Source organism: Microbacterium sp. T2.11-28, from assembly GCF_950097975.1.
Classification (GTDB): domain Bacteria; phylum Actinomycetota; class Actinomycetes; order Actinomycetales; family Microbacteriaceae; genus Microbacterium.
On record NZ_CATNHF010000001.1, the window covers coordinates 642558 to 659758 of the forward strand.

15 protein-coding genes are annotated in these 17201 nt (G+C 74.0%); 3 read left to right on the top strand and 12 right to left on the bottom strand.

The genetic code is table 11. From position 1 onward, the window contains the following. The first annotated feature begins 79 nt into the window (after nt 1-79). Nucleotides 80-1732: a stealth conserved region 3 domain-containing protein gene (locus QQZ13_RS03160; RefSeq protein WP_284527658.1), complete on the top strand. Its 1653-nt coding sequence runs from the start codon at nt 80-82 to the stop codon at nt 1730-1732. Here QQZ13_RS03160 and QQZ13_RS03165 read toward each other — a convergent pair. The 10 genes from QQZ13_RS03165 to hemE form a co-directional block, all read right to left on the bottom strand. Further along, nucleotides 1677-2600 (bottom strand): phosphodiesterase, encoded by a 924-nt coding sequence (locus tag QQZ13_RS03165; RefSeq protein WP_284527659.1) that lies wholly within the window; start codon nt 2598-2600, stop codon nt 1677-1679. The genes QQZ13_RS03160 and QQZ13_RS03165 overlap by 56 nt on opposite strands. A gap of 53 nt (nt 2601-2653) precedes the next feature. Next, complete coding sequence (gene rsmA / locus QQZ13_RS03170) at nt 2654-3502, bottom strand: 16S rRNA (adenine(1518)-N(6)/adenine(1519)-N(6))-dimethyltransferase RsmA (protein ID WP_284527660.1); 849 nt, start codon at nt 3500-3502, stop codon at nt 2654-2656. 119 nt (nt 3503-3621) lie between these two features. After that, complete coding sequence (gene hemL / locus QQZ13_RS03175) at nt 3622-4932, bottom strand: glutamate-1-semialdehyde 2,1-aminomutase (protein ID WP_284527661.1); 1311 nt, start codon at nt 4930-4932, stop codon at nt 3622-3624. Continuing rightward, a complete protein-coding gene (hemB, locus tag QQZ13_RS03180) occupies nt 4929-5924 on the bottom strand; it encodes a porphobilinogen synthase (RefSeq protein WP_284527662.1) in 996 nt (331 codons plus the stop codon). The genes hemL and hemB overlap by 4 nt, the downstream gene beginning before the upstream one ends. Then, a complete protein-coding gene (locus tag QQZ13_RS03185; RefSeq protein ID WP_284527663.1) occupies nt 5921-6682 on the bottom strand; it encodes a uroporphyrinogen-III synthase in 762 nt (253 codons plus the stop codon). Before QQZ13_RS03185 ends, hemB begins: the two co-directional genes overlap by 4 nt. 44 nt (nt 6683-6726) lie before the next feature. After that, nucleotides 6727-7704: a hydroxymethylbilane synthase gene (hemC, locus tag QQZ13_RS03190; RefSeq protein WP_284527664.1), complete on the bottom strand. Its 978-nt coding sequence runs from the start codon at nt 7702-7704 to the stop codon at nt 6727-6729. Next, nucleotides 7701-8945, bottom strand: coding sequence for a ferrochelatase (locus tag QQZ13_RS03195; RefSeq protein WP_284528027.1), 1245 nt, complete (start codon nt 8943-8945; stop codon nt 7701-7703). The genes hemC and QQZ13_RS03195 overlap by 4 nt, the downstream gene beginning before the upstream one ends. Continuing rightward, complete coding sequence (gene hemQ, locus QQZ13_RS03200; protein WP_284527665.1) at nt 8942-9616, bottom strand: hydrogen peroxide-dependent heme synthase; 675 nt, start codon at nt 9614-9616, stop codon at nt 8942-8944. The genes QQZ13_RS03195 and hemQ overlap by 4 nt, the downstream gene beginning before the upstream one ends. Next, entirely contained in the window at nt 9613-11055 is a 1443-nt protein-coding gene (locus tag QQZ13_RS03205) for an NAD(P)/FAD-dependent oxidoreductase (protein ID WP_284527666.1), read from the bottom strand. Before QQZ13_RS03205 ends, hemQ begins: the two co-directional genes overlap by 4 nt. After that, entirely contained in the window at nt 11052-12134 is a 1083-nt protein-coding gene (gene hemE, locus QQZ13_RS03210) for a uroporphyrinogen decarboxylase (protein WP_342395258.1), read from the bottom strand. Before hemE ends, QQZ13_RS03205 begins: the two co-directional genes overlap by 4 nt. 177 nt (nt 12135-12311) lie before the next feature. Here hemE and QQZ13_RS03215 point away from each other — a divergent pair, with 177 nt between their 5' ends. Next, nucleotides 12312-13583: a glutamyl-tRNA reductase gene (locus tag QQZ13_RS03215; protein WP_284527667.1), complete on the top strand. Its 1272-nt coding sequence runs from the start codon at nt 12312-12314 to the stop codon at nt 13581-13583. Then, nucleotides 13580-14572, top strand: a complete 993-nt coding sequence (locus tag QQZ13_RS03220; protein ID WP_284527668.1) for a LacI family DNA-binding transcriptional regulator — start codon at nt 13580-13582, stop codon at nt 14570-14572. The genes QQZ13_RS03215 and QQZ13_RS03220 overlap by 4 nt, the downstream gene beginning before the upstream one ends. Nucleotides 14573-14594: 22 nt before the next feature. Here the strand turns inward: QQZ13_RS03220 and QQZ13_RS03225 are convergent, their stop codons facing one another. Together QQZ13_RS03225 and metG are read right to left on the bottom strand one after the other, a co-directional pair. After that, entirely contained in the window at nt 14595-15479 is an 885-nt protein-coding gene (locus tag QQZ13_RS03225) for a TatD family hydrolase (RefSeq protein WP_284527669.1), read from the bottom strand. 105 nt (nt 15480-15584) lie between these two features. After that, complete coding sequence (gene metG, locus QQZ13_RS03230; protein WP_284527670.1) at nt 15585-17159, bottom strand: methionine--tRNA ligase; 1575 nt, start codon at nt 17157-17159, stop codon at nt 15585-15587. Nucleotides 17160-17201: the final 42 nt, after the last annotated feature.

The following is a 17201-nucleotide window of genomic DNA, read 5'->3' on the forward strand; positions in this document are numbered from 1 at the left end:
TGAACGCGAAACGTCGGCGACACACAGTCCGTCTAGGTTGGTCACGACCGCATCTCCGATGCGGGCGAGAGAGGAGCACATGACGGCTCTGCAGGCGCTGCCTCCCCACCCCCATCCGTGGTCGACGCTTCTGGCGCGCGGCGACGTCGTCTTCGACGACGGCGTGTTCCGGCTCCGCCACGTCGACACGACACCCGCCCAGGCACTCGAGGCCGACCTGCTCCTGGTCGCGGACGCCCTCGACGCCGCCGGCATCGCCACGACGCTGATCCGTCACGGGCGCACCTCCCCCGCGCTCGTGGTCGACGCCGACGAGCGGGGCGCCGTGCTCGGTGCGCTGCGCGCCCTCGGCGAGCGCGAACCGCTCTACGCCAAGCCCGCCGGCGCGGCGCTCGCGCTGGCTGCCGATCTCGGCACGACGACGTCGGCGGCCGCCGACGGCGCCCGATCCATCCGGCTGTTCCGGCCGCGCATCAGCGGCACCGGTTCGCTCCGCTACGACAGGGAGTGCGGCTTCGCGCTCGAGTTCTGGCGGCGCGACGGCGACCTCGTGCACGCTCCCCGGGCGAACGCGCTGACGCGCCGCGTGTTCCCCGCCGACGATCTGCGACCGGCGACGACGCACCGCTACGGACGGTCGTGGCGGACGCTCGACGGCATGTTCGACCCCCAGCCGGACGAGGTCGTCGACGAGATCGACCTCGTGTTCTCGTGGGTCGACGGTTCGTCCAGCGAATTCCAGCGGCAGCGGGCCGCGCAGATGGCGGGATACGTCGTCGGCGAGGGCGACGAGAGCGCGGCGCGCTACCGTCACGTCGACGAGCTGCGGTACGCCCTGCGGAGCGTCCACATGTACGCCCCGTGGGTGCGGCGCATCTTCATCGCGACCGATTCCCCGCGCCCGGCGTGGCTGGCCGATGATCCCCGCGTCACGCTCGTGCGCAGCGAGGAGTTCTTCGCCGACCCCTCGGTGCTGCCCACCCACAACTCGCACGCGATCGAGGCGCAGCTGCACCGGATCGACGGACTCGCCGAGCACTTCCTGTATTCCAACGACGACATGTTCTTCGCGCGCCCCGTCGACCCCGAGCTGTTCTTCACCGCCGGCGGCGTGTCCAAGTTCGTCGAGTGCCCGATCCGGATCGGCACGGGAGAGCCGATGCCCCACCGCAGCGGCCACGACAACGCCCTGCGCGTCAACCGGGCGCTGCTGCACGAGCGCTTCGGCCGCACCATCCTGCGCGATCTCGAGCACTGCGCGACGCCGCTGCGACGCAGCGTGCTGAGCGAGCTCGAACGCGAGTTCCCCGAAGACTTCGCCCGCACCGCGGCGTCGCGCTTCCGCTCGGCGACGGACATCTCCGTCACCAACAGCCTGTACCACTACTACGCGCTGATGACGGGCCGTGCCGTCGTGTCGACGGAGGCTCGCGTGCGCTACGTGCAGTCGACGCTCGCGACGTCGCTGCGTCAGATGCGGCGGCTCGAGAAGCGGCGCGACGTGGACATGTTCTGCCTCAATGACGGCGGATCCTCCGAGGTGCCCGAGGAGCTGCGCATCCGCACGGTGCGCGACACGCTCGAGCGGATGTTCCCGGTCCGCGCGCCGTGGGAGCGGCCCGCGGAGCAGGTCAGCGCTTCACCGGTCGGTGCTGCACAGGTCGGTGCAGCACAGGTCAGTGCAGGACCGGCACCGGACGAGTCGGCGGAGCGGATCGGCGCGCCACACTGACGCCCGTGACCCCGGCCTCGGCCAGCAGTTCGCGTGCGCGCCCCGGATCGGTGTACTCGACGGGGACCGGAACGTCGACGGGAACGACGGCGTGGACGATCGTGTCGTCGTACACGTGCACGAGGTTGAACGCCTGGGCGCCGTCCTGCGGCCGCGTCCCGCCGACCGGGACGGTGAGATCCTGCGCGTAGCAGGTGGACGAGGCGACCGACACGGGGATGCCGGCGAACGTCCCGAACGTCGAGTAGTGAAGGTGCCCGGCGATGATGGCGCGCACGTCGGTCCCCCGCAGCACGTCGGCGAGGCGGCGCTGGTCGCGCAGTTCGACGCTGGCGGCCAGGGCAAGGACGCTCGGCACCGGCGGATGGTGCATGGCGAGGACCGTGCCCAGGGGCGCGGGGGTCGCCAGGACCCGGGCGAGCCACGAGAGCTGCTCGTCGGCGACCTCGCCGTAATGGTGGCCGGGCACGCTCGTGTCGAGGGTGACGATGCGAAGGCCGTCGAACTCGTCGACCCTGTCGACGGGGCGCTGATCGTCGCCGTGCTCGTCCCACAGCTCCGCCCGGAACGCGGCGCGCTCGTCGTGGTTGCCCATCACCCAGACGACCTCGGCGCCCACGCGCTGCGCGAACGGCTCGACCCGCGCACGGAGGTCGGCGTAGGCGCGTCGCTCACCCAGGTCGACGAGGTCGCCGGTGAACACGATCACGTCGGGGCGGACCCCGGAGGCCTCGATCCCGTCCAGTGCCCGGCTCAGCCGTTCGCTGCCGTCGATCGCGTCGAAAAGGAGTGGCGCACCCGCGCGCAGGTGCGTGTCGCTGAGGTGCAGAAGAACCCGTTCGGGAGCCGGGTACTCGGCGTTTGGCATGCGCCAGATGTTACAGGCATGTTTCGTAACGTCGCGAGAACGCGCGCGGAACGTCAGATGACGTGCGCGCGCGAGATGGCGACGAAGTCGTCGATCGTCAGATCTTCGCCGCGCGCGGTCGGGGCCACTCCGGCGGCCTCGAGGACGGCCGAGGCCTCGGCGGCCGTGCCGCCCAGAACGCCCGCCAGAGCCTGGCGGAGCATCTTGCGGCGCTGCTGGAATGCGGCGTCCACGATCCGGAAAGTTCGTCGCCGCTCGCCCTCGTCGCCGCGGGGCTGCGGGTCGCGGTCGAAGGCGACGAGGACGCTGTCGACGTTGGGGACGGGCCAGAACACCTGACGCGAGACGGTGCCGGCGAGCCGCCACGTCCCGTACCAGGCCGCCTTCACGCTCGGCGCACCGTAGGTCTTCGACCCCGAGGGGGCGGCGAGGCGCTCGCCGACCTCGGCCTGGACCATGACGACGCCGCGCCGGATGCCGGCGAAGGTCTCCATGAAGTGGAGCAGCACGGGCACGCTGACGTTGTACGGCAGATTCGCCACGAGGACGTCGGGTTCGCCGGGCAGCTCCGTGATGCGCAGCGCGTCGGCGGCGATGACCGACAGCGCCCCGTCGGGGACGCCGTGCGCGGCCGCCGTCTGCGCCAGGCGCGCGGCGAGACGGTGGTCGATCTCGACGGCGGTGACGGGTGCGCCGGTCTCGAGGATCGCGAGCGTCAGCGACCCCAGACCCGGACCGACCTCGACGACGTGGTCATCGGCGGTCACGCGGGCGACGTGCACGATCTTGCGGACCGTGTTCGCGTCGACCACGAAGTTCTGGCCGAGCTTCTTCGTCGGCGTCACGTCGAGATCGGCGGCGAGCGCGCGGATCTCCGCGGCCCCGAGCAGTGTGACGACCATCCCCCCAGCCTAGGGCGCGCTCCCGCCGAGCCGACACGCTCCGCGCGAACCGACAGGCTGCGCCCGCACGCGGGATGTCGGTTCGGCACAAGCGTGTCGGCTCGCCGGTGACAGCGGGCTCAGGCCGCAGCGGCGGCGGCGCGTGCGGCGCCGGGCAGCGCGTCGATCACGCGCGAGAGCACGTCCTCGTCATGGGCCGCGGTCACGAACCACGCCTCGAACGCGGAGGGCGGCAGGCTCACGCCGGCATCGAGCATGGCGTGGAAGAACCGCGCGTACGCGGCGGCGTCCTGGCGCTGCGCCGTCGCGTAATCGGGCACGCCCGCCTCGATCGTCGCGCCGAAGAACACGCTGAACAGGGTCCCGGCGCGCTGGACCACGTGCGGCACGCCGGCGGCCGAGAGCGCGTCGGCCACCGCGCCCGAGAGCGTGTCGGCGGCCGAGGCCAGCGCCGCGTACACCGCGTCGTCGGCCAGGCGCAGCGTCGCCAGTCCCGCCGCCACCGCCACGGGATTCCCGCTGAGCGTGCCGGCCTGGTAGACGGGCCCCAGGGGGGCGAGCAGATCCATGAGATCGGCGCGGCCGGCGACCGCGGCCACGGGCAGGCCGCCCCCGATCACCTTGCCGAACGTCACCAGGTCGGCGGCCACCGGCTCGCCCGCGTCGCGCAGGACCTGGGCGTATCCGCCCGCCGCGGCACGGAAGCCGGTGAGCACCTCGTCGCTGATGAGCAGGGCGCCCTCGCGGTGCGCCAGATCGCGCAGCGCCGCGGTGAAGCCGGGCGCCGGGGGGACGACCCCCATGTTGGCCGCGGCCGCCTCGGTGATGACGGCGGCGATGCGGCCGGGGTGCGCCGCGAACGCCTGCTCGAGCGCGCCGAGGTCGTTGTAGGGCACCACGAGGGTCTGCGCGGCGACCGCCCCGGGCACGCCGGCCGAGCCCGGGAGGGCGAAGGTGGCAAGACCCGACCCGGCGGCGGCGAGGAGCCCGTCGGAGTGGCCGTGGTAGTGGCCGGCGAACTTCACGAGGAGATCGCGCCCGGTCGCGCCCCGCGCGAGGCGGATGGCGGTCATGGTGGCCTCGGTCCCCGTGGAGACCAGACGCACCTTCTCGACGCCGGGCACGCGCGTGGCGATCAGCTCGGCGAGCTCCGCCTCGGCCGGGGTCGGCGCACCGAAGGACAGTCCGCGGCGCGCGGCGGCCACCACCGCCTCCACGACCTCCGGGTGCGCGTGGCCGAGAAGGGCGGGGCCCCAGCTGGCGACGAGGTCGACGTAGCGCCGACCGTCGGCGTCGGTGACGTACGCACCGGCGGCCGACGTCAGGAACCGCGGCGTCCCGCCGACCGAGCCGTACGCGCGGACGGGCGAGTCGACGCCCCCCGGGATGACGCGCTGCGCGCGCGCGAACAGCTCCTCGTTGCCGGTCACGCCGACTCCTCCCCGCCGCGCAGACGCTGCGCGACCTCGATGGCCCAGTAGGTCAGGATGGTCTCGGCGCCCGCGCGGCGGATGCCGATGAGCGTCTCGGCGATGGCGCGGTGGCGGTCGATGAGTCCCGCGGCGGCGGCGTGCTCGACCAGGGCGTACTCGCCCGACACCTGGTAGGCCCAGACCGGCACCGGGGAGACCTCGGCGACGCGTGCGAGGACGTCGAGGTAGGGGCCGGCCGGCTTCACCATCACGATGTCCGCGCCCTCGTCGGCGTCCACCAGCGCCTCCTGCACGCCCTCGCGGCCGTTGGCGGCGTCGAGCTGATAGGTGCGGCGGTCTCCGTCGAGGGTGGACTCCACGGCGTCGCGGAACGGTCCGTAGAACGCCGAGGCGTACTTGGCGGCGTACGCGAGGAGCGCGACATCCGTGCGTCCGGCCGCGTCGAGGGCGGCGCGGACCGCGGCCACCTGGCCGTCCATCATCCCCGAGAGCCCGAGGATGTCGGCGCCTGCGGCGGCCTGGGCGACGGCCATACGGCCGTAGACCTCGAGCGTCGCATCGTTGTCGACAGAGCCGTCGGCGGCGAGCAGGCCGCAGTGGCCGTGATCGGTGAACTCGTCGAGGCAGAGGTCGGCCTGCACGGTGAGGCGCCCTGCGGCGGCCCGTGCGGCGACGGCGATCGCGCGGTTGAGGATGCCGTCGGGTGCCGTCGCGCCCGACCCGACGGCGTCGCGGTGCTCGGGCACGCCGAACAGCATGACGCCGCCCAGCCCCGCCGCCGCGGCCGCCTCGACGACCGCCGGCAGCCCGTCCAGCGGGTGCTGGGCGACACCGGGCATGCTCGCGATCGGCTGCGGCGCGTCGATGCCCTCCTTCACGAACACCGGGAGCACGAGCCGGCGCGGCGTCAGGTCGTGCTCGGCGACGAGGCGTCGCAGGGCAGGGGTGGCGCGCAGGCGGCGCAGGCGCCGCTCGGGGAACGCGGTCATGGGGTGGTCTCCGTTCGTGCGGAAGCGAGAGGGATGCGGGAGTCGTCGAGCTCGGCGACGAGGGCGTCGACGCTCTGGGTGCGGGCGGTGTGCCCGACGGTGAAGCCGATCTTCGCGGCGTCGCGCGTCGTCCCCGGGCCGATCGACGCGACGAGCGTGGAGGCGGGCGGGATGCCGATCTGGCGCCGGAGCTCGCGCGCCACGCTGAGCGAGGTGAGGAGGATGACGTCGACCTCCCCCGATCCGATCCGGTCGCGGACCTCGGGGGCGAGGTCGACCCCGACCGTCCGGTAGCCGATGCAGACGTCGACGCTGAAGCCGCGGAGCTCCAGCTCGTCCGAGACGACGGAGGTCGCGAGGTCCGAGCGCAGCACGAGACAGCGTCCCGTCGCACGCGGATCGCGGCCGGCGCACCACTGGGCCGTCAGTGCGGCCGCCGACGACTGCCCGGCCGGCACGAACGCCACCTCGCTTCCGGCGTCGGCTACCGCGCGCGCGGTAGCCGATCCCACGGCGGCGATCTGCGTGGTCGCCGGCACCGTCACACCGTGGCGGGCGAGCTGCTCGACCGCGGCGGCGCTCGTGACGAACAGCCAGGCGTACTCGCCGGCGGCCAGTGCCGCGAACGCGCGGTCCCGCGCGGTCAGGTCGCGCGGGGCTGCCGAGGCGATGACGGGCGCCACGATCCCCTCCGCGCCGCGCCGCTCGAGGTCTGCGCGCACCCGCGCGCCCCAGGCGCCGCCGCGCGGGATGAGCACGGACGCACCGCGAAGTCCCCCGCTCCCCGCGGCACCGCCCGCCGTCACCGCGCCGACCCCGTGAGGTCGGCGAGCTCGCCCGCGCCGGCGTCCAGGAGCTCGGCCACCACGTCGGCGGCGGCCGCATCGCGCCCCGCGGCATCGGCGAGCGTCGCGGCGGGCACCTCCCGGGCCACGCGCACCGACCGCGCGCCGTCCAGCGCGTACACCTCCGCCACGAGGGCGATCCCACCGGCCGCCGCATCGGCGGCGTCCCCGAGGGCGAGGGCGCTGATCCCGACCGGGGCCGCGCATCCCGCCTCGAGCCGGCGCAGCACGTCGCGCTCCCAGAGACTGGTCAGCGTCGAGGAGCCGTCGCCGATGACGCCGACGGCTGCGGCGAGCTCGGCGTCGGCGGCGCGCACCTCGACGGCCAGCGCGCCCTGGCCCGCCGAGGTCGGCCATGCGGCGAGGTCGAACGTGTCGGTGATCTCGTCGGTGCGCCCGAGTCGTGACAGTCCCGCCTCGGCGAGCACGGTCGCGTCGTACTCGCCCTCGTGGACCTTGCGCAGACGCGTGTCGACGTTGCCGCGGATGCCGCGCACGACGAGGTCGGGGCGATGCCGGAGCAGCTGCGCGACGCGGCGGGGCGACCCGCTGCCGACGACGGCCCCGTGCGGGAGGGTCTGCAGGGTGCGCCCGTCCCGCGCGCACAGGACGTCGCGCTGGACCTCCCGGGGAGGCACGGCCGCGATTACCAGTCCCGGGACGGCACCCGTGGGCAGGTCCTTCATCGAGTGCACGACGAGGTCGCACTCCCCGCGCAGGAGCGCCTCCCGGAGGGCGGCGACGAACACGCCGGTCCCGCCGAGCTGGGCGAGCGGGCCGGTGAGCACGTCACCGGCGGTGGTGATCGGGACGAGCTCGACCTCGCGGCCGGTGGCGGCGCGCAGCGCGTCGGCGACGTGCCCGGACTGGGTGGTCGCCAGCGCGCTCGCGCGCGTGCCCAGCCGGAGGGCGGGAGCAGTCGTGGTCGTCGTCACGGGGCGATCCCGGCGAGCGCCGGCTGGAATCCGAGCCGCTTGTTCTCGCAGCAGCCCGGGCGGCACACGTCGTACCAGGGACCGAGATCGGTCACGTGGGGCCGCTTGTCCGGCGCGGTGCCCCGCAGGCGCTCCTCCATGAGGTCGACCAGCCCCGCGACATAGGCGGGGTGGGTGCCCGGCGTCGCCGTGCGCAGCGCGACGAGACCGAGCTCATCGGCCGTCTCGAGCGCTTCGGTGTCGAGGTCCCACAGCACCTCCATATGATCGCTCACGAAGCCGAGCGGCACGATCAGCACCGCGCGTCGGCCACGACCGGGAAGCTCCTGGAGCGCGTCGTTGATGTCCGGCTCCAGCCACGGCACCTGCGGCGGGCCGGAGCGGCTCTGGTACACGAGCTGCCAGGCGCTGCCGATCCCCAGCTGCGCCATGATCTGCTCGGCGACGGCGAGGTGCTGGGCGACGTAGGCGCCTCCGGGGCCGAACTCCCGCTCGGGCGGTCCCGACCGGTCCGCATCGGAGTCGGGGATCGAATGGGTCGAGAACAGCACCTCGACCTCGCGCTCGAGGTCGGTGATCCCGCGCTCGGCCAGCTCGGCGACCGCCGCGCGGATCCCGTCGACGAACGGTGCGACGAACCCGGGGTGATCGAAGAACTGACGCACCTTGTCGATCTCGACGCGGCCCGCGAGCCCCGTCGCCTCGACGGCGTCGGCGAGGTCCTCGCGGTACTGGCGGCACGAGGAGTACGACGAGTACGCGCTCGTGGCGATCGCGAGCAGGCGGGTGCGCCCCGCGTCGGCGGCGTCCTGGAGGGCGTCGGCGACGTAGGGCATCCAGTTCCGGTTGCCCCAGTAGACGGGAAGGTCCAGCCCGCGCGCGGCGAGCTCCGCGTCGAGAGCCGCCTTCAGCTCCCTGTTGTGGTCGTTGATGGGCGACACGCCGCCGAAGTGACGGTAGTGGTGCGCGACCTCCTCGAGGCGCTCGTCGGGGATCCCGCGGCCGGCGGTGACGTTGCGCAGGAAGGGGATGACGTCGTCCTGCCCCTCCGGGCCGCCGAAGCCGAGCAGCAGCACGCCGTCGTAGGCGACCGGCGTGGTCGCGTGGGCGTCGCCGGCGCAGGTCGCGGGCGTCGCCGCCGGGACGCGGCAGCCCTCGCCGAGGGCGGGCGCGGAGCTCGCACGCGGCGGCTTGGGCCGGAAGCCCTCCGGGACGGACCGTCCGATGTTCTCGGCCATCAGCCCAGCACCTCCGCGAGCTCGGAGGTCGCCACGCGGCGACCCGTGTAGAAGGGCACCTCTTCGCGCACGTGGCGGCGGGCGTCGGTGGCCCGCAGGTCGCGCATGAGGTCGACGAGGCTCAGCAGCTCGTCGCTCTCCAGCGGCAGCAGCCACTCGTAGTCGCTGAGCGCGAAGGTCGAGACGGTGTTGGCCACCACGTCGGTGAAGCGCGCCCCCTTCCTCCCGTGCTCGGCCAGCATCGCGGCGCGCTCGTCCTCGGGGAGCAGGTACCACTCGTAGCTGCGCACGAACGGGTACAGGCACAGCCATTCCCGCGCCGCCTCGCCGCGGAGGTATCCGGGCACATGCCGCTTGTTGAACTCCGCCTCGCGGTGCACCCCCATGGCGCTCCACTCGCACCCGAACCCGGCGAGGACATCGGTGCGCCGGAGGGCCCGCAGGGCCTTCTGGAGGGCTGCCGCGTCGTCGCCGTGGAGCCAGACCATGAGGTCGGCGTCGGCGCGCATGCCCGTGACGTCGTAGATCCCCCGCAGGGTCACTCCGGCATCGGCGAGCGCGGCGATCTCGCTGTCGAGCGCGGCGATCGCCGCGGCGTCGGGAGCGCCGGCGCGCGGGCGGGGCGCGGTCAGCACGGCGAACAGGGTGTAGCCGACGAGGTTCTCCTCGGTCATGCGGTCCTCCGGTCGTTCGAGGTCGGTGGGGTGTTCGGGGTGAGCGTCGCGGCGGCCGCGAGGGGGTCCGGCACCGCCCGGGTGCCGGGTCCGATCGGCGAGGGCCCCCGCAGTTCGGCGACGAGGGCCCGCGCGAGCTCCCGGGCGTGCGGCACGACGGACGCCAGCCCCGTGCCTGCGGCGGCGGCGCCCGCCAGCAGCACGCCGTCGGCGGCGAGGGCGGCGCGGCGGGCGGGATCGACGGGCGGGGCGGCGACGGCGTCCGGCCACGCCTGCTCGACGACGGCGACGACGTCGGCCGGGTCGAGCGCGACGCCGGCGAGCACGTCGAGCTCGCGGACGACGTCGGCGGCGGTGCCGAGGCGCGACGCCCCGTCGCGGGCCGAGAAGCGCACGATGTGGTGTCCGGGCGGCACGGCCTGGGCCACCCACTCCCACTTCGACGTCACGTGGGTGAGAGCCTTGGCCTGCCCAGGAACATCGGCGGCCGCGATGACGCCGGATCCGACGGGTGCGTCATCGAGCGCCGGTGCACGGACGAGGGCCGCCGCGACCCGCACGACGGGCGGCGCCGCCGCCGGCGTCGCGAGCAGGCTCCGTGCGGCCGCGGTTCCCGTGGCGAGCACCACGCGCCGCGCGCGGAGCGTGGCGTCGCCGGCCGCGACCGACACCCGTCCCTGCTCCGTCGCGATCTGCCGCACGCGCGCCCCGGTGCGGATGTCGGCGCCCTGTGCCGTCGCGGCGCGATGCAGCTCCTCGGCCAGGCGCCACATCCCGCCCTCGATGCCGCCGACGGCCGCTCCGGCGCGCTCGGGGGCCGCGAGCGAGGCCGCCGCCGCGGTGAGCGATCCGAGGTCGCAGAAGGCGCGCCACAGCGCCGGATGCAGCCGCGAGAGGCGGACCTCGGCCGCCGGCACCGAGTACACGCTGCGGCAGAGCGGATCGACGAGCCGGTGCAGGAGCGCCGGTCCGGACCGCTCGGCGACGAGGTCGGCCAGGGAGGGCTCGGCGAGCTCCCGCCCGCCCGGCGGCATCGCCGCCTCCGCGGCGGCGCGGCGCGCGCCGGCCTCGCCGAGGATCCGCACGACGTCGTCGGCGAGAGGGTCGGCGGGGATGCCGAGCACCGTCCGGCGCGGCAGCGGGGCGCGGAGCACGCCGTGGTCGCCGACGGCGGCGAGGTGGGCTCCCCCGGCCGTGGGCGCCACGATGCGCAGGCCCAGACCCGCGTCGGCGATGAGGTCGGCCACGCCCGTGGTGCGCGTGGCGAAGGATTCCGCGCCGATGTCGATCGCGACGCCGCCGAGGTCGGCGCGGCGGAGCATGCCGCCGGTGCGGTCGCCCTCTTCGAGCACCACCACATCGAGCCCCGCACGCGCGGCGTCGTGCGCGACCGCCAGGCCGCCGATGCCGGCGCCCACGACGACGAGGTCGACGGTCACGGCATCCGCCAGTCGTGCACCGCCCGCACGACGTCGCCGATGGCGTCGGGGTCGGCGTCCATCGGCACGCCGTGGCCGAGGTTGAACACGTGCGCGCGGGCCGCGGATCCTGCCTCGAGCACGCGGTGCACCGCCGCCGTGCGCACCGGCTCGGGAGCGAACAGGAGGGCCGGGTCGAGGTTGCCCTGCACGGTGAGATCGCGGCCGACGCGGCGCCGGGCCTCGTCCAGCGGCACCCGGTAGTCCACGCCGATCGCGTCGATGTCGAGCGAGGCCATGTCGGCCAGCAGCTCTCCGGTGCCCACGCCGAAGTGGATCAGCGGGATGCGGTCGATGCCCGCGCCCTCGGCGACCGCGGGGAGCGGAATCTCGCGCACCGCCCGCAGTGCGGCAGCCGAGGCGGGGAGCACCGACGCGCGGTAGACGTCCGGGGCCAGCGCACCGGCCCAGGAGTCGAACAGCTGCGCGGCGCTCGCCCCGGCCGAGACCTGGAGCGCGAGGAACTGGCCGGTGACCTCGGCGAGCCAGCCGGTGAGGGCGCGCCACGCCGAGGGGTCGTCGTGGATGAGGCGCCGGGCGGCGAGGTGATCCTTCGACGGTCCGCCCTCGACGAGGTAGGCCGCCAGCGTGAAGGGGGCGCCTGCGAACCCGATGAGCGGCAGCGGCTCGCCGCGCGCCTCGGACTCCTCGGCGAGCATCGCGGTCGTGCGGCCCACGGCGTCCGCGATCGCCTCGCCGCGTTCGCGCACGAGGGCGGGGTCGATCTCGACGGCTGCGGCGATGTCGGCGGCGGTGCGCAGCGGCCGGGAGAAGACCGGGCCGCGCCCCGCGGCGATCTCGACGTCGATGCCGATGAGGGCCAGCGGGACGACGATGTCGCTGAAGAAGATGGCCGCGTCCACGCCGTGGCGGCGCACCGGCTGCATCGTGATCTCGCTCGCGAGGGCCGGGTCCAGGCACGCCTCGATCATCGTGCCGCGGCTGCGGAGCGCGCGGTACTCGGGCAGCGAGCGCCCGGCCTGGCGCATGAACCACACCGGCGTCACCGCAGGGCGGTCGCCGCGCAGCGCGCGCAGCAGACGCGACGAGGCGGTGTCGTGAGCGGTCAGCGGATGGGACGAGGCGGCGCCGGAGACGGCGACCCCCGCGTCAGGGGCTTCGGGTGCAGGGATGATGCGGCTCCTCGATCGAGTTAATCGTTATACTAACCCTGTTCGCCGAGCGTCCTCGGCCCGCCGCCCCGATCGGAACCCCACGTGCTCGTCTGCCTCACCGCGCATCAGCGCACCACCCCGCTCGAGTCCCTGGAGCGCCTGGCGGGGATGGGCGACGAGGTCGCCGTGCGGCTGAAGGACGCCCACGACGAGATCCGCGGCGCGGTCGTGCTCTCCACGTGCAACCGATTCGAGGCCTACTTCGACCTCGACGACGCCTCCCCCGTGCCCGCGATGGACGCCGCCATGGAGCAGTTGTCCGGACTGGCCGACCTGCCGTTTCGCACCGTGCGGGACACCGTCGACTTCGCGCAGGGGCACCGGGTCGCCCAGCACCTGTTCTCGGTCGCCGCGGGGCTGGACTCGGTCGCCGTCGGCGAGGACGAGATCGCCGGCCAGGTGAGGCGCGCCCTCGACGCGGCCCGCCGCGACGGTCTCACCACCGCGCCGCTCGAGCAGCTGTTCCAGCGGGCCACCGAGGCCTCTCGCGCCGTCCGCAACAGCACGCGCCTCGGCGAATCGGGGCGCTCGCTCGTCCGGCTCGCGGTCGAGCTCGCCGGCTCCCGGCTCGACGGCTGGGAGGACGCGCGCGTGCTCCTGGTCGGCACCGGCCGCTACGCGGCCGCGTCGCTCGCCGCGCTGCGCGACGTGGGGGCGCGCGACATCCGCGTGCACTCGAGGTCCGGACGCAGGAAGTTCGCGCACCGCGAGCACCTCACGGTGGTGCCGGCCGAGGACTACGCCGCCGAGGCCGCGGCCGCCGACGTCGTCGTCACCTGCACCACCACCTCGCACGAGTTCGCACTCACCGCCGACGACCACGCCGTCGCACGCGCCGGCATCCGCTCCCCGCAGGTCATCGTGGACCTCGGCATGCCGCGCAACGTCGATCCGGGCGTCCGGGCGCTCCCCGGCGTCGAGCTCCTCGACCTCGAGACCATCCGCGTGCATGCGCCGATCGACGAGAGCGCGACCATCGACCACGCGCGCGAGATCGTGCAGGCCGCCGCTTCCCGCCATGCCGCCGCCCACCGCGTCCACGGGGTCTCCCCCGCCGTCGTCGCCCTGCGCGAGCACGTGCGGGGCGTGCTGGAGGAGGAGATCGCCCGCGGCGTCGGCGCCGAGACCGAGGCCGCGCTCCGCCACTTCTCCGGCGTCCTCCTCCACGGCCTCATCGCGCGCGGCCATTCGCTGGCGGCGGGCGGGCACGGGACGGAGTGGGCCGACGCGGTCGAGACGGTCCTCCCGCCGCGGGCCGGTTCCGCGGTCGCCTCGGACAGCTCCGATGCGCCCGACGTGCGGGTGAACTCGTGACCGAGCCGCGCGGAGTGACCCTGAAGGACATCGCGCTGCGCGCGGGGGTCTCCACCGCGGCGACGAGCCAGGCGCTCAACGATCGCGGCAGCATGCGTCCCGAGACACGGGAGCGGATCAAGGCGATCGCCGCCGAGCTCGGCTATCGGCCCAACAAGCATGCCGCCGCCCTCCGCAGCGGCCGGACGATGTCGGTCGGCTTCGTGATGGCCGACAGCTCGCTCGACGACGGACGCCGCGCCCTCCAGCGCGCCCGTCAGCTCGCCTCGCTGGTGCGCTCCTCCGCCGAGCACGGCTTCACCGTGACGGTCCTGCCCGACTCCCGACCCGACCTCCTGCCGGGCGCGCAGATCGATGTGCTCTACTTCCCCGACCCCGCCGACGACCGCGGCATCCTGCGCGAGGCGGCCGCCCGCGGCATCCCGGTCGTGGCGACCGACCTGTACATCGCCGGGGCCCCGGGACTGAGCGTGCGCACCGGCTACGACGCGGCGGTGCGCGCGGGCCTGGCCCACCTCGAGGCGACCGGCGCGGAGCGCATCGGCTTCCTGGTCGACGAGAGCGAGGTGCCCCGCGACCAGATCGGCGAGAGCGCCTATCTCGCCTGGACCGCCGTGCGCGGGCGCACCCCGCTCGTGTCGCGCGTCGACGCCGGACGCCGGCGCCTGGCACGCGAGGTGCGCGACCTCCTCGACCGCGGCGCGGACGCGATCTTCGCCTTCTGCGAGGACGGTCCGGAGATCTACCTGCAGCTCGAGGCCACTTCGCTCGTGATCCCCCGCGATGTCCAGCTCGTCGCGCTGTGCACCACCGAGGCGGGAAGCGGCGAGTGCGCCCTCAACGAGCGCCTCGGCGTCACGCGCGCGTGCGTGCACCCCGAGCTGGCGGCCGAGGCGATGTTCACCGCCCTCGGCGGCCCGCTCCCGGCCGACGGACCCGCGGTCGTCGACCTGCCGTGGGAGCTCATCAGCGGCGCGACCACGCGCTGACGCGCACCGCGCCCGCGCCCGCTCAGTCGAACGAGCCGTAGACCTCGAGGGTGTTGGCCGCCAGCTGCGCGCTCAGCTCGTCGACGTCCAGGCCCAGCTCGGCGGCGAGGAAGCGCACGGTCACCGGGATGAGGTAGGGCGCGTTCGGGCGGCCACGGTGGGGGGCCGGGGTGAGGAACGGCGCGTCGGTCTCGACGAGGATGCGCTCCCGCGGCGTGACCGCGAGCGCGTCGCGCAGGTTCTGCGCGTTCTTGAACGTGACGTTCCCCGCGAAGCTCAGCCAGTAGCCGCGATCGGCGGCGATCCGCGCCATCTCGGCGTCGCCCGAGAAGCAGTGGAACACCGTGCGCTCGGGGGCGCCGACGCGTTCGAGGGTCTCCAGCACGGCCTCGTGCGCGTCGCGATCGTGGATCTGCATCGCGATGCCGTGCTTCTTCGCGAGCGCGATGTGCGCCTCGAAGCTCTCGTGCTGCGCGGGAAGGCCCTCGGCGTCGGTCCGGAAGAAGTCCAGCCCCGTCTCGCCGATCGCCCGCACGCGCGGCTGGGCGGCCAGCTCGTCGATGACCGCGATGGCGTCGCCGAGCGCGCCGGCGGCCGCGTAGGCGGGGGCCTCGTTGGGGTGGATCGCCACCGCCGCGAGCACGCGGGGATGGGAGGCGGCCGCCCAGGCCGACCACCGGCTGGAGTCGATGTCGCCGCCGGCCTGCACGACGCCGGCGACGCCCACCTCGGCCGCGCGCGCCAGCTGCTCGTCGAGCGACAGTCCGACGCCGTCCTCGATCTCCAGGTGGGTGTGGTTGTCGTAGACGGGGACCGCGAGCGGCTCGGGGGCGTCGGGATAGGTGACGTCCCGGGTGCCCTTCTCGCGGGTCCGGACGTACTGCGAGGGATCGGTGGCATCCGTCACGGCATGTCCCGCTTTCGGTCGTTCACGGCGCTGTCGACGCGCATGTTTCGGGACATGTCCTGCGGAAATCGGGACATGCGGTGTCGATTTCGGGACATGCGCCGATCAGGCCTGCTCGATGCGCGGGAACAGCGGGGCGAGGCCGTTGACACTGGTGCCCGGGCGCAGCACGCCCCACGCGCCGGCGTCGCGCAGCGGCTGGTCCTGCAGGCGGCCGAGCGACTCGGCCGCGCCCAGGGCGATCCAGAGCTTCTCGGTGGCCACCGGCATGATGGGCGACAGCAGCACCGCGAGCGCGCGCAGGGCCTCCGCGGCCGTGTACAGCACGGTGCCCAGCCGCTCCCGCTGCGTCTCGTCCTTGGCGAGGGCCCACGGCTCGTTCTCGGTGATGTACCCGTTCGCGGCGTCGACGATCGTCCAGATGGCCGCGATCGCCTCGTCGGGACGGAAGCGCTCCATCGCCGCGTCGGCCTCGGCGGCTGCCGAGGCGACCGTGTCCCGGATCGCGCTGTCGCGCTCGTCGCCCGCGGCCGCCGGCGGCACCACGCCCTCGAAGTAGCGCTCGATCATCGCCGTCGTGCGCGAGGCGAGGTTGCCGAAGCCGTTGGCGAGCTCGGCCTGGTAGCGCGCCGAGAGGTCCTCCCACGAGAACGAGCCGTCCTGGCCGAAGGCGATCGCCGAGAGGAAGTAGAACCGGTACGCGTCGGAGCCGAAGACATCGGTGATCTCGGTCGGCGCGATGCCGGTGAGCTTGGACTTCGACATCTTCTCGCCGCCGACCAGCAGCCAGCCGTGGGCGAACACGCCCCGCGGCACGTCGAGCCCGGCGGCCATCAGCATGGCGGGCCAGATCACGGCGTGGAAGCGCAGGATGTCCTTGCCGACGACGTGGTAGGCCGGCCAGCGCCGGGCGAACTGCTCCGGGTCGGTGCCGTAGCCGACGGCGGTCGCGTAGTTCAGGAGCGCGTCGACCCACACGTAGATGACGTGGCTGTCGTCCCACGGCACCCGGATGCCCCAGTCGAAGGCGGAGCGCGAGATCGAGAGGTCCTTCAGCCCGCTCTTGACGAACGAGATCACCTCGTTGCGCGCCGACTCGGGGCGGACGAAGTCGGGCACGCTCCGGTAGAGCTCCAGCAGCCGGTCGCCGAACTCGCTGAGCTTGAAGAAGTAGTTCTTCTCCTGCAGGAGCTCCAGCGGCTTGGAGTGGATCGCGCAGACCTTGAGGCCCTCGAACGCTCCGGTGCCGTCGACGATCTCGGCCTCGGGCTTGAACTCCTCGCACCCCACGCAGTACAGCGCCTCGTACTCGCCGGCGTAGATGTAGCCGCGGTCGAACAGGGCCTGCACGAACTGCTGCACCCGCTCCTCGTGGCGGGGCTGGGTCGTGCGGATGAAGTCGTCGTTGGCGACGTCGAGGGTCTTCAGGAGCGGGAACCACGACTCCTCGACGAGCTTGTCGACCCACTCCTGCGGCGTCACGCCGTTGGCCGCGGCCGCACGGAGCATCTTCTGGCCGTGCTCGTCGGTGCCGGTCAGCATCCAGGTGTCGTCCCCGGCCTGCCGGTGCCAGCGCGCGAGCGTGTCCACGGCCACCGAGGTGTACCCGTGACCGATGTGCGGAAGATCGCTCGGGTAGTAGATCGGGGTCGTGATGTAGAAGGAACGGCCGTTGCTCACCCGAGGATTCTAGTTGGGCGGGACCGGCCGTTCTTCGCGTGT

Bases quoted from the DNA above. Each gene is read 5' to 3' on its own strand.
- QQZ13_RS03160 (WP_284527658.1), top strand. From the start codon at position 80: ATGACGGCTCTGCAGGCGCTGCCTCCCCACCCCCATCCGTGGTCGACG.
- hemQ (WP_284527665.1), bottom strand. From the start codon at position 9,616: ATGACCGAGGAGAACCTCGTCGGCTACACCCTGTTCGCCGTGCTGACC.
- QQZ13_RS03165 (WP_284527659.1), bottom strand. From the start codon at position 2,600: ATGCCAAACGCCGAGTACCCGGCTCCCGAACGGGTTCTTCTGCACCTC.
- hemB (WP_284527662.1), bottom strand. From the start codon at position 5,924: ATGACCGCGTTCCCCGAGCGGCGCCTGCGCCGCCTGCGCGCCACCCCT.
- rsmA (WP_284527660.1), bottom strand. From the start codon at position 3,502: ATGGTCGTCACACTGCTCGGGGCCGCGGAGATCCGCGCGCTCGCCGCC.